The sequence below is a fragment of the Enterococcus sp. FDAARGOS_375 genome (assembly GCF_002393265.1).
Classification (GTDB): domain Bacteria; phylum Bacillota; class Bacilli; order Lactobacillales; family Enterococcaceae; genus Enterococcus_D; species Enterococcus_D innesii.
Genome location: NZ_CP023515.1, coordinates 3,200,502 through 3,213,738, shown reverse-complemented (window position 1 = coordinate 3,213,738; position 13,237 = coordinate 3,200,502). Strand labels below are relative to the sequence as shown.

Here is a 13,237-nt window from a genome sequence, read left to right as displayed (position 1 = left end):
GCAAGATCACCAGGATCTTGCGGGTCTTTTCAATTAGGCTGTTTGCTCAGGCGCTTTTTTCAACAAACCGAATACGACGCCAGAAACGATTGCACCGATCAAGATGAATAGCAAGAACAAAATTGGTTTAGATAATAATAGGACAACGAAGATCCCACCGTGTGGGGCCATTAATTGGATATCAAAGGCACCGACAAGCGCACCAGTCAGTGCAGAACCGACGATAAAGCTTGGGATCGCCCGTAGTGGATCTGCTGCTGCAAATGGGATCGCACCTTCAGTGACGAAGGATAGCCCCATGACGATATTTGTCAAACCTGCTTCTTTTTGGTCTTTCGTGAATTTGTTTTTGAACAATAGTGTTGCGACAAAAATTGCCAATGGAGGAACCATTCCGCCGGCCATTACTGATGCCATCACGACGCTACCACCTTCAGCAACGGTGGTTGCCAATGTTGCAGTACCGAAAACATAAGCGGCTTTGTTGATTGGGCCACCTAGATCGGCTGCCATCATCGCTGCTAGCAACGCACCAAGCAAAGCAGCATTTGTGCCACTTAAGCCGGTCAGGAAGCTGTTTAAACCATCGTTGATGGCTTTCATTGGTACGTTGATCAATAACATCAAGAAACCAGTGATCAAAAGACCGAAAACAGGGTAGAAGAGGATCGTTTTGATTCCTTCTAATGATTTTGGTAAGCCTTTAAATAATGAACGTAAGAACTTGATGACGTAACCAGCTAGGAAACCGCCGATCAAGGCACCTAAGAAACCAGCACCACCTGTATTTGCTAAAGCACCTGCTGCGAAACCGACGATCAATCCAGGTCGGTCACTGATACTTGAAGCGATAAATCCAGCTAAGACAGGTAGCATAAAACCAAATGCCGCGCTACCGATTTGATTGAACCAAGAAGCTGCTTGATTGTAGTTTCCTAATTGACTCAAGGCATCTTGAGGGACACCCATGAACTGGTCAACCATGAAGGAAATAGCGATCATGATTCCACCGGCAATAACAAATGGTAGCATGTGAGAAACACCATTCATCAAATCTTTATAGATTCGTTGACCGACTGAACCATCAGCAGAAGCGTCCTCTTTATCAGAAGCTTGGCCGCTACCATGAAAAACAGGAGCAGTTCCGCTCATTGCTTCATTGATTAATTGCTCGGTTTTACGGATACCATCGCTGACTGGACGGTTTACTAAATGTTTGCCGTCAAAGCGATCCATTTCAACTTTTTTATCGGCAGCTACGATCACACCAGTAGCTCGGGCGATATCAGCTTCTGTTAAACGATTTTTGATTCCTTCTGAACCATTTGTTTCAACTTTGATGTCAACGCCAAGTTCTTTGGCTTTCTTTTTCAAAGCATCTTCTGCCATGTAGGTATGAGCGATCCCTGTTGGGCAAGCTGTAACTGCGACGATATAGGGACGTTCGCTAGTAGGTGCTGCTTCTTGGTTTGCCGCTTCTTCTGCTAAAGCATCGGCTTCTTGCTGTGCCTCAGCTTCTGAGAAAAGTTGCTGTACTTGATCAGCAGTTGTCGCTGTTTTTAATTTAGCAACGAAATCTGGATCGATCAATAAGCGAGAGAGAGCTGCTAATGCTTGTAAATGAGTATCATTTGCTCCTTCTGGTGCTGCAATCATAAAGAAGAGGTACGTTGGTTGTCCATCTAACGCCTCATAGTCGACACCCGCATTGCTTTTTGCGAATAAGACCGTCGCTTCTTTGACCGCACTATTTTTGGCATGGGGCATTGCGATGCCGTCACCTAGCCCTGTTGACGTTTGGGCTTCTCGGGCAAGAATTCCTTCTTTGTAGACTTCGATATCTGAAATTCGTCCGACAGCATATAATTTTGCGACCATTTCATCAATGGCACCTTTTTTGTCTGTTGCTTGCAAGTCCATGATCATGGCATCTTTCAGCATCAACTCGTTGATTTTCATTTTTTCCATCCTCCTATAAATTTACTTGTTCAATAATGACTTCCAGTAGTAGTTCTTCGATAAATGACGCCTCAGCTAAATCATCAGAAAAAGCAGTAGCACTGCCACAAGCGACACCCCATTTGAATGCGTCAACCACATCTTTGGTCTTCGCGTAACGTCCAATGAATCCAGCAATCATGGAATCTCCAGCACCAACTGAATTTTTCAAAGGTCGTTTCAACACATTGGAGCGATAGATCTCATTGCCAGTAAAGAGCAGGGCACCATCACCACCTAGAGAGACGATGACATTTTTAGCACCATCCTTTAACATTTTTTGACCATAAGGCAAAATATCTTCGATTGTTGAAAAAGAAGTTTCATATAGTTCGGCTAATTCATGATTGTTTGGTTTGATCAACAAAGGTTGATCCGTTAAAGCATCAAAAAGTTCCGCACCGGTCGTATCAATGACAAATTCCGCACCGGCTTCTTTAACGATTTTGATCAATTCTTTATAAAAGTCGGCTGGAAGACCAGCTGGTTTACTTCCTGATAGGATGACGATGTCTTCAGCAGAAAGAGCGGCTAGTTGTTGTTTTAGTTCTCCGATTTCCTTGTCACTGATCACTGGACCAAGCCCGTTGATCTCAGTTTCTTCGCCAGATTTTAATTTGATATTGATTCGGGTATCGGCAGCGACTTGTGTAAAGTTGCTGTTGATTTCCTCTTTGGTCAGCCACTCTTCAATAAAACGACCAGTAAATCCGCCAACAAAACCAAGGGCAGTCGAGGAGATGCCAATTCGCTTCAAAATCCGTGAGACATTGATTCCTTTGCCACCAGGTAGTTTAAAGTCTTGTTTCATTCGATTAAGGGCACCGATCTCCAAATGATCGACGTGGACGATAAAATCGATCGATGGATTGAGTGTTACTGTGTAAATCATTGTATTACCTCCATAATGGTTGTTTTTGCTCTGAATTTCGCTAAATAGTTTTTTGGGCAATAATCGGTGATGATCGTAGCCCCTTCGATAAAAGCAACTTGAGCAAAAGTTGTTTGCTGAAATTTGGAATGGTCTAGCAAGACATAGGCTTGTTGACTGTGCTCTAGTGCAATCTGCTTGATCAGGGCTTCTTCAGGATCGGGTGTGGTGAACCCAGCCTCAGAGTGAGCCCCGTTCATGCCCATAAAACAACGATTAAAGCGTAGTTTTCGCAGTTGTTCTCCAGCATTGATCCCTAACACAGCGTTCGTAGCTATCTTAATGGTTCCCCCTAAAATCATGGTGTCGATCCCGTGATCAATCAGTAGGGAAGCGTGCTTGACGGAGTTTGTGACCACCTTAAGGCCTGTGATAGCCGATAGGAAAGGAATCATTTCGAGGGTCGTTGTTCCAGCATCTAAGTAAATGACTTCACCATTTTTGATCGTCTGGGCAGCTGCTTTTGCTATTTTTTGCTTTTCCGTTTGAAACTTCGCTGTTTTTTCTGACATGTTTGGTTCGAAGCCTAATTGCTGGCTTTTCTTGGCTCCACCGTGAATTCTGACTAAAAATCCTTTGTCTTCCAATTCTTGCAGGTCTCTACGGATCGTTGATTCTGAAGCATTCAACAGTTGAATCAGTTCGCTGACCTTGACGATCTCTTCTTGTTCCAATCGTGCCAAAATTGCTTGATGACGCTCCTCTGTAAGCATTTTCATCACCTCTTCACTTGCCATAATACCATACGATTCATCCAAAATCAATCATAAACAGTAAAAAACATTCAAAATGTAAGCGCGAATAATTACAATCGGTCACAAACGGTCATGATAACCGTCATTTTGATTTGAACGCTATCCTTATATTTGACAATTTTTACTATTATTTGGCTTAATTGAAGTAAGGGGGGATAAATAAATGAATAACAAAGTCATTTTACAAGGGTTCGAATGGGACCTGCCGGCAGATAGCCAGCATTGGAACAAATTGAAAGAAATGAGTAAAGAAATCAAAGAGTATGGATTTACCGCAATTTGGCTGCCACCTGCCTATAAAGGGACAGCTGGGTCCGAAGACGTTGGGTATGGTGTCTATGATTATTATGATCTAGGCGAGTTCGATCAAAAGGGGTCGGTGCCAACAAAATATGGGACAAAGGATGAATATCTAGAAGCTATCAAAGCACTGCAAGAACAAGGAGTAGAGGTTTATGCCGACATCGTCTTCAATCACTTGATTGGTGCCGATGAAAAAGAAGTCGTTCCGGCGGTCAAATACAATACCGAAAACCGGAATGAACCGATCAGTGATGAGGAAGAAATCGAAGCCTGGACCAAGTTCACCTTCCCAGGACGTCAGGGGACGTACAATGATTACGTTTGGACGTGGCATAATTTTTCTGGTGTCGATTATGATGACCGCAACAAAGACCACGGGATTTTTAACTTCGCTGATAAGGGCTGGGAAAACCAAGTGGATGATGAGATGGGCAATTACGACTATTTAATGGGTTGTGATTTGGACATGGAAAATCCCGAAACAGTGGAACAACTCAATAAATGGGGCCAATGGTACCAAGAACTGACCGGCGTTGATGGGTATCGACTAGATGCGGTGAAACACATTGAGTTCAACTATTACGCAGATTGGATCTTGAATCGTCGGGAAGAAAAAGGCAAACCACTATTTGTTGTCGGAGAATATTGGTCAGGGGATCTGCCAAAATTAGAAGAGTATTTAGATTCTTCAGGAAATCTGATTTATTTATTCGATGTGCCTTTGCACTATAATTTATATGAAGCATCTCACTCGAATGGCGAATATGATATGAGTCAAATTTTTGCCGGTACACTGACTGCCGCGCGCGAAGATTATGCGGTGACTTTTGTAGACAATCATGATACGCAAGTCGGACAAAGTTTACAATCTTGGATAGACGGATGGTTTAAAGTCCATGCCTATTCATTGATCCTTTTACGTAAAGCTGGCGTACCCGTAGTTTTCTGGGGGGATTTATTTGGGATTCCCGCGCAAGAAATCGCTCCTGTTGGTGATGCTTTGGTCCATATGCTGAAACTTCGAGAGAAGCTTGCATTTGGGAATCAAGTGGACTATTTTGATGATCCTAACTGTATCGGCTGGGTATTAACTGGCGATTATGAACATGAGCTTTCTGGATTAGCGGTCGTGATGACCAATGCCCAAGGAGCGGAAAAAGAAATGACCATCAGCGCGATCCATGGTGGAGAGACCTTCGTGGATATTTTAAAGAATAATGAAGCGAAAGTGGTTTTAGATGATACCGGAAAAGGACTTTTCCCGGTCAATGATGGACAAGTATCGATCTATGTGAATGAAAGGCTAGTGGAGAAATATTTTAGCTGATTTTCATTAATAAAACTAATAAAGAGGCTGGTAAGTTTACAGCCTCTTTATTATGTAAACAAATATGGACTGACTTTTTTCTTTCAAAATGGAAGGCATCGTAAGGAAAAAAATCAAAGCGCTTTTAATTAAAAGTTTTCAAAGCGTTCGGTTTTCCCCTTTCCCGGATAATGCTATAATTGAGAAGATTGAGAAAGAAAGGATGTTTAAAATCATGTCATCCAAAAGTGAATTACTTGAACGCATGAACCCACGGCAAAAAGAAGCCGTTATGCATACGGAAGGACCGTTGCTGCTGATGGCAGGGGCAGGAAGCGGGAAGACCCGTGTCCTAACCCACCGAATCGCCTATTTAATAGAAGAAAAAAATGTAAATCCATGGAACATTTTAGCCATCACTTTTACCAATAAAGCGGCGCGGGAAATGAAGGAACGGGTCAGCCAATTATTAGGTTCCGGTGGAGAAGACGTTTGGGTCTCGACCTTCCACTCGATGTGTGTCAGAATCTTGCGCAGAGATGTTGATCGAATCGGTTATTCGAAGAATTTTACCATCATTGACTCTTCTGAGCAAAATACCCTGATGAAACGGGTATTAAAAGAATTGAATATCGATCCCAAAAAATATGATCCTCGTTCCATTTTGGGAACGATCTCTCATGCAAAGAACGAGCTATTGACACCTGAAGCTTACCAAGCCATGGAAGGTAGTCTATTTGAGCAAATCGTGGGTCGTTGTTATGAAAAATATCAAAAAGAGCTGCGCAATAATCAATGCATGGACTTCGATGATTTAATCATGAATACGATCCGCCTCTTCCAAGACAATGAAGATGCGCTGCAATTTTACCAACGGAAATTCCACTATATCCATGTCGATGAATACCAAGATACTAACCACGCCCAATACACGCTGGTCAATTTATTGGCCGCTCGTTTTCGAAATCTTTGTGTTGTTGGGGATGCGGACCAAAGTATTTACGGTTGGCGTGGTGCCAACATGCAAAATATTTTAGACTTTGAAAAGGACTATCCAGATGCCGCGACGATTTTGTTAGAGCAAAACTATCGTTCAACGCAAACGATTTTAAATGCGGCAAACCAAGTAATCAAAAATAACCGCAACCGTCCAGATAAAAATCTGTGGACAGAAAATCGTGATGGGGAAAAGATCACTTATTATCGCGGGGATAGTGAACGAGATGAAGCGCGATTTATCGTCAGTGAAATGCAGAAACAAATTGCAGAAAAGAACCGTAAATTCGGTGATTTTGCGATTTTGTATCGGACCAACGCGCAGTCACGGATCATTGAAGAAATGCTTTTAAAAGCCAACGTTCCTTATACGATGGTCGGCGGCAGAAAGTTCTATGACCGCAAAGAAATTCGTGATATTTTGGCTTATTTATCGGCGATCGCCAATCCACGAGATTCCATCAGCTTGGAACGAATCATCAATGTACCAAAACGTGGGATCGGTGCGACATCCGTCGAGAAACTACGAGAGTTTGCGAATCTTCATGAATGGTCATTGTTAGAAGCAGCCATGAACGTCGAGTTAGCAAATATTTCGGGGAAGGCCGGCAAAGAATTAGGAAGCTTTGGGATGATGATGGATGGCTTCGCCCAAATGGTTCCTTACCTCTCAGTAACCGAACTGACGAAAGAAATATTAGAAAAAACGGGTTATCGTCAAGAGTTAGTCAACCAGAATAATTTAGAAGCACAAGCTAGACTTGAAAACCTGGAAGAATTTTTATCGGTTACCCAAGAATTCGACAAACGGTTTGAGGCGCAAAACGAAGACGATGCAGATGCACCAGATGAGAAGTTGAGTGTTTTCTTAAATGACTTAGCTTTATTGTCAGACGTCGATAGTTATGAAGAAGAAAGTAGTCAAGTGACTTTGATGACCTTGCATGCGGCAAAAGGACTAGAGTTTCCAGTGGTATTCTTAATTGGGTTGGAAGAAAATATCTTCCCGCTTTCTCGAGCTTTAATGGAAGAAAGCGAACTCGAAGAAGAGCGGCGCCTTGCTTATGTGGGGATCACTCGTGCCGAGGAAGAGCTCTTTATGACCAACGCTTTTTCCAGAACATTATACGGCCGTACCCAATACAATCGTCCGTCACGGTTTATCGAAGAAATCGAACAAGATCTGCTGCAATCATTAGGCGAGCGTTCACAGCCTAAAGCTGCTGCACCGTTTCAACCAAAAGTCTTTAAACCGAGCTATACACAGCCGCGTCAAACGACCGTCGCTTCTAAGCAACAGACCTCTGCAGCGGGGAATACATGGCAAGTTGGCGAGAAAGTTCAACATAAAAAATGGGGAATCGGCACGGTCGTTCGGACGACTGGCAGCGCGCAAGACATCGAATTAGATGTGGCATTCCCACAACAAGGCGTCAAACGACTGTTGGCGGCCTTTGCGCCGATTGAAAAAGTTGAAAAATAAGGAGGATATTAGGATGGATGTCCCTTCAAAAGAAATCCAATCACGAGCAGAAGAGCTGCGTACGCAATTAAATCAGTACGCCTACGAATACTATGTAAAAGATCAACCTTCTGTTGAAGATTATATCTATGATCAGCTGTATGCAGAACTGGTTGAAACTGAAACCAACTACCCGCAGCTAGTAACCGAAGACTCGCCCACCCAACGAGTAGGTGGCATCATTTTACCTGGCTTTGAAAAAGTCACCCATGATATCCCACTTTATAGTTTGAACGATGTGTTTGATAAAGAAGGAATCGTGGCTTTTGATGCCCGTGTTCAAAAAGCATTGGGGAAAGCGGTAGATTATGTCTGCGAGCTAAAAATCGATGGATTGTCTATCTCATTAAAATATGAAGAAGGGCGCTTTGTTCGGGGAGCAACTCGAGGGGATGGTACGGTAGGTGAAAACATTACAGAAAACCTAAAGACCGTCAAATCGATCCCACTAAAATTAAAAGAACCAATCTCGTTGGAAGTTCGTGGCGAATGCTATATGCCAAAGGCTTCGTTTTTGAAGTTGAATCAACAGCGAGAAGAAGAAGGGGTGGAAGTTTTCGCCAATCCGAGAAATGCAGCTGCTGGAAGCTTGCGACAATTAGACACACGGATCGCAGCCCAAAGAAACTTAAGCACCTTCTTGTACACACTGGCTGATTTTGGTCCGATTGAAGCCAATGATCAATTTTCGGCATTGAATGAATTAGATCAATTAGGCTTTCGTACAAATCACGAACGCAGAGTTTGCCACACCATCGATGAGGTATGGGCATATATCGAAGAGTTTCATGACAAGCGCAGTGAGCTTCCTTACGAGATAGATGGTGTTGTCATCAAAGTCAATAATTTTAAAGATCAAGATGCGCTAGGCTTTACCGTAAAAGCACCCCGATGGGCGGCGGCATATAAATTTCCACCGGAAGAAGCGGAAACAGTGATCGAAACGATCGAATGGACCGTGGGACGAACGGGTGTTGTGACACCGACCGCTGTTATGACCCCTGTCCGGGTTGCCGGAACGACGGTCAGCCGTGCCAGTTTGCATAATGTAGATTTCATTAAAATGAAGGACATTCGCATTGGCGATTCGGTCATCATCTATAAGGCGGGGGACATTATTCCAGAGGTTGCGAAAGTCTTGGAAGAAAAACGCACGGAAGCAAGTCAACCCTTTGAATCGCCTACACATTGTCCCGAATGCGGGAGTGAGCTGATCCATTTAGATGAAGAAGTTGCCTTGCGTTGTATCAATCCGAAGTGTCCAGCGCAGATCAAAGAGGGGTTAAGCCACTTTGTTTCCCGAAACGCTATGAATATTGATGGTTTAGGGCCACGTGTTTTAGAGCAAATGTTCGATAAATCCTTAGTCAAAGATGTGGCCGACTTGTACTTTTTAACAGAAGAACAATTGCTGACCCTCGATAAAATCAAAGAGAAATCAGCTAATAACCTTTTGCGTGCCATCCATCAAAGCAAAGAAAATTCAGTTGAGCGCTTAATTTTCGGGCTAGGCATCCGTCATGTTGGTGCCAAAGCGGCTCGGATTTTAGCGGAACATTTTGGTGATCTTCGAACCCTTAGCAAAGCCAAAGAAGAAGAGATCATTTCGTTGGAAACCATTGGTGCTACAATTGCGGAAAGTGTCGTTACGTATTTTGACAATCAAGAAGTTCACGTCCTTTTAGATGAACTTGAAAAAGCGGGTGTTAACTTTGCTTATCTAGGGCTGAGAACGGATCAATTGGAAGAAGTGGAGTCGCCATTTAAAGAGAAAACCGTCGTTTTGACAGGGAAATTGAGTCATTTCACCCGCGAAGAAGCCAAGGAACGAATTGAAAATCTCGGTGGGAAGGTAACAGGCAGTGTGTCGAAAAAGACTGATATCGTTGTTGCCGGGGAAGAGGCTGGCAGTAAACTGACCAAAGCACAGTCCCTAGGCGTTACCGTTTGGGATGAAGCTCAAATGGTGGCTGCGATCGAAGGCAGTCATTCGGCAGATCAATAACTGTTAAGTATTGTCACAGACGAGAAGCAGTTGTTTCTTCTTGTCTAATTGAAATCATTTCTTCCCTGCAATCCGAGGAAAGAAATGATTTCTGCTTTTATTTGCAATTATATTTGATAATTTTCAAATTCTATTTCATGATTTGTTAAAAAAATGATACAATACATTGGAAAAACGTAAACGTAGATTACGGATACGAGAAAGAGGAGGATTTTATGGCGATCAGCGAAGAACAAGTCAAACACGTTGCCAAACTAGCAAAACTTTCATTCTCAGACGATGAATTACATGAGTTTACCTCTCAGCTAGGAAAAATTATTGATATGGTTGAAACACTTGAAGAAGTGGACACCACAGGAGTACCCTTTACATCGAATGTAGCAGAAACGATCAACGTGATGCGTGAAGATGTAACGACCGGCGGCTGGGACCGTGATGAATTAATGAAAAATGTTCCAGAATCCGAAGAAGGCTTTATTAAAGTGCCTGCAATCATTGACAATGGGGAGGCGGGTGCCTAATGACTGAACTATATAATAAAAGCTTAGAAGAATTGCATAGCTTATTAGTGTCAAAGGAAATTACTGCGACAGATCTAACGAGGGAAACCTTTGCTCGCATTAAAGAAACAGAGCCAAAAGTCGATGCGTTTCTTGCATTGAACGAAGAAAAAGCCCATGCGTTAGCGCAAGCTATCGATCAAAAAGGTATCACTGAAAGCAATGTGTTGGCAGGGATTCCCATTGGGATCAAAGATAACATTGTTACCAAAGATCTACGCACAACAGCTGCTTCTAAAATTTTAGGCAACTTTGACCCAATCTACGATGCAACCGTCATGGACAAAGTTTACCAAGCAGACATGATTCCAGTAGGTAAGTTAAACATGGATGAATTTGCGATGGGGGCGAGTACGGAAACGTCGTTCTTTAAGAAAACAAAAAACGCTTGGGACGAGACAAAAGTACCTGGTGGTTCATCAGGTGGCTCGGCGGCTGCAGTTGCAGCGGGACAAGTCCCCTTATCATTAGGTAGCGATACGGGTGGTTCGATTCGCCAACCAGCAGCTTTCAATGGAATCGTCGGGTTGAAGCCAACCTACGGACGGGTTTCTCGTTTTGGTTTGATCGCGTTTGCATCTTCGTTAGATCAAATTGGTCCAATGACCCGTGGTGTGAAAGACAATGCCATCGCATTAAATGCCATCAGTGGGTTTGATGCAAAAGATAGTACGTCAGCCGGGGCAGCTGTTCCTGATTTTACAGCAGGTTTGACTGGTGATATCAAAGGCATGAAAGTTGCTTTGCCGAAAGAATACTTAGGCGAAGGAATTCAAACGGGCGTCCGAGAAGCGATCTTAAAAGCTGCAGAGACTTTCCGTGCGTTAGGAGCGACCGTGGAAGAAGTCAGCTTGCCACATTCAAAGTATGGGGTAGCTGTTTACTATATCATCGCTTCTTCAGAAGCAAGTTCTAATTTGCAACGTTTTGACGGCATCCGTTACGGTTTCCGTTCAGAGAATGTCAGCAATTTAGAAGATGTCTATGTTAATTCTCGCAGTGAAGGATTCGGGGAAGAAGTAAAACGTCGGATCATGTTAGGTACGTTTTCACTAAGTGCTGGCTACTACGATGCATACTTCAAAAAAGCCGGTCAAGTACGAACGTTGATCAAACAAGATTTCGATAAGGTCTTCAGCCAATACGACTTGATCATTGGCCCAGCTTCCCCAACGGTAGCATTTGGTATTGGAGAAAATATCAATGATCCGATCACTATGTACTTGAATGATATTTTAACCATTCCTGTGAATTTAGCAGGACTGCCAGGGATGTCGATTCCAGCAGGTTTTTCTGAAGGACTGCCTGTCGGCTTGCAGATCATTGGGAAACATTTTGATGAAGCAACCATGTATAAAGCGGCTTATGCCTTTGAACAAGCAACTGATTTCCACACGAAAAAACCAGTGATTTTAGGAGGGGATAAGGCATGAACTTCGAAACAGTCATTGGGCTTGAAGTCCACGTAGAATTAAAAACAGAATCAAAGATTTTTTCTCCAGCACCTGCTCACTTTGGCGCTGAACCAAATAGCAACACGAATGTGATTGACTGGGGCTATCCAGGTGTTTTACCAGTAATGAACAAAGCGGCTATCGAATTTGGGATGAAAGCTGCGCTTGCGTTGAATTGTGAAATCTCAAAAGAAACGCATTTCGACCGCAAAAACTATTTCTATCCTGATAATCCAAAAGCCTATCAAATTTCACAATTCGATCAACCTATCGGTCATGATGGGTGGATCGAGATCGAAGTGGAAGGTAAAAAGAAAAAAATCCGCATCGAGCGAGTTCATTTGGAAGAAGATGCCGGGAAAAACATGCACGGCAAAGGCGGTTATTCTTATGTTGATCTAAATCGTCAAGGAACCCCTTTGATCGAGATCGTTTCCGAAGCGGATATGCGTTCACCAGAAGAAGCATATGCGTATCTAGAAGCATTGCGTTCAATCATCTTGTTTACAGAAGTATCCGATGTGAAAATGGAAGAAGGTTCTATGCGTTGCGATGCGAATATTTCGTTGCGACCTTACGGCCAAGAACAATTCGGAACAAAAACAGAACTGAAAAACTTAAACTCTATGTCCTTCGTGAAAAAAGGTCTGGCATTTGAAGAAAAACGCCAAGCCAAAGTATTGCTTTCTGGAGGCGAGATCCAACAAGAAACTCGTCGTTTTGATGAAGCAACCAGCAAAACATTATTGATGCGTGTCAAAGAAGGTTCTTCTGATTATCGTTACTTCCCAGAACCAGATATCCCACGGTTTGTGATCGATGATGAATGGATCGAACGTGTACGTCAAAGCTTGCCAGAAATGCCGCAAAAACGCCGGGCTCGTTACATCTCTGAATTGGGGTTACCAGAATACGATGCAATGGTCTTGACTTTATCAAAAGAAATGTCCGATTTCTTTGAAAAAACCATTGATGCCGGTGCGGATCCCAAACAAGCTTCTAACTGGTTGATGGGTGAAGTTTCAGCGTATCTGAACAGTGAGAAATTGGAACTGCCAGAAACGAAATTGACACCAGATAATTTAGCGGGAATGATTCGTTTGATCACCGATGGCACGATCAGTTCGAAGATTGCGAAAAAAGTCTTCAAAGAATTGATCACAAACGGCGGCGACGCTGAAGAAGTCGTAAAAGCCAAAGGATTGATCCAATTATCAGATCCTGTGCAATTACTACCAATGATCAATGAAGTACTAGATAACAACCAACAATCCGTCGATGACTTCAAAAACGGAAAAGACCGCGCAGTTGGTTTCTTAGTTGGTCAAATCATGAAAGCAACCAAAGGACAAGCGAATCCAGGCGTTGTGAACAAGCTGTTGCAAGAAGAACTAGCAAAGCGATAAG

9 protein-coding genes are annotated in these 13,237 nt (G+C 43.1%); 6 read left to right on the top strand and 3 right to left on the bottom strand.

What is annotated here, in order from left to right:
- Nucleotides 1-33: 33 nt before the first annotated feature.
- The 3 genes from CO692_RS16690 to CO692_RS16680 are packed head-to-tail and all read right to left on the bottom strand — an operon-like array spanning nt 34 to nt 3,642.
- Entirely contained in the window at nt 34-1,959 is a 1,926-nt protein-coding gene (locus CO692_RS16690; protein WP_086292305.1) for a fructose-specific PTS transporter subunit EIIC, read from the bottom strand.
- 13 nt (nt 1,960-1,972) lie between these two features.
- Nucleotides 1,973-2,890, bottom strand: coding sequence for a 1-phosphofructokinase (gene pfkB, locus CO692_RS16685; protein ID WP_096742768.1), 918 nt, complete (start codon nt 2,888-2,890; stop codon nt 1,973-1,975).
- On the bottom strand, nt 2,887-3,642 hold the full coding sequence (locus CO692_RS16680) for a DeoR/GlpR family DNA-binding transcription regulator (RefSeq protein ID WP_096742767.1): 756 nt from the start codon (nt 3,640-3,642) through the stop codon (nt 2,887-2,889). The genes pfkB and CO692_RS16680 overlap by 4 nt, the downstream gene beginning before the upstream one ends.
- 205 nt (nt 3,643-3,847) lie before the next feature.
- On the opposite strand from CO692_RS16680, the gene CO692_RS16675 reads away from it, so the two are divergent.
- The 6 genes from CO692_RS16675 (at nt 3,848) to gatB (ending at nt 13,236) form a co-directional block, all read left to right on the top strand.
- Nucleotides 3,848-5,314, top strand: coding sequence for an alpha-amylase (locus CO692_RS16675; RefSeq protein ID WP_096742766.1), 1,467 nt, complete (start codon nt 3,848-3,850; stop codon nt 5,312-5,314).
- 214 nt (nt 5,315-5,528) lie between these two features.
- Nucleotides 5,529-7,772, top strand: coding sequence for a DNA helicase PcrA (pcrA, locus tag CO692_RS16670; RefSeq protein WP_081118592.1), 2,244 nt, complete (start codon nt 5,529-5,531; stop codon nt 7,770-7,772).
- 13 nt (nt 7,773-7,785) lie between these two features.
- Nucleotides 7,786-9,816, top strand: coding sequence for an NAD-dependent DNA ligase LigA (gene ligA / locus CO692_RS16665; protein ID WP_096742765.1), 2,031 nt, complete (start codon nt 7,786-7,788; stop codon nt 9,814-9,816).
- Between the two features lie 215 nt (nt 9,817-10,031).
- A complete protein-coding gene (gatC, locus tag CO692_RS16660) occupies nt 10,032-10,337 on the top strand; it encodes an Asp-tRNA(Asn)/Glu-tRNA(Gln) amidotransferase subunit GatC (protein ID WP_005225977.1) in 306 nt (101 codons plus the stop codon).
- A complete protein-coding gene (gatA, locus tag CO692_RS16655) occupies nt 10,337-11,809 on the top strand; it encodes an Asp-tRNA(Asn)/Glu-tRNA(Gln) amidotransferase subunit GatA (RefSeq protein ID WP_096742764.1) in 1,473 nt (490 codons plus the stop codon). Before gatC ends, gatA begins: the two co-directional genes overlap by 1 nt.
- Nucleotides 11,806-13,236 carry an Asp-tRNA(Asn)/Glu-tRNA(Gln) amidotransferase subunit GatB gene (gene gatB, locus CO692_RS16650; protein ID WP_096742763.1) on the top strand — a complete coding sequence of 477 codons (1,431 nt, stop codon included), beginning with the start codon at nt 11,806-11,808 and terminating at the stop codon, nt 13,234-13,236. The genes gatA and gatB overlap by 4 nt, the downstream gene beginning before the upstream one ends.
- Nucleotide 13,237 lies beyond the last annotated feature (1 nt).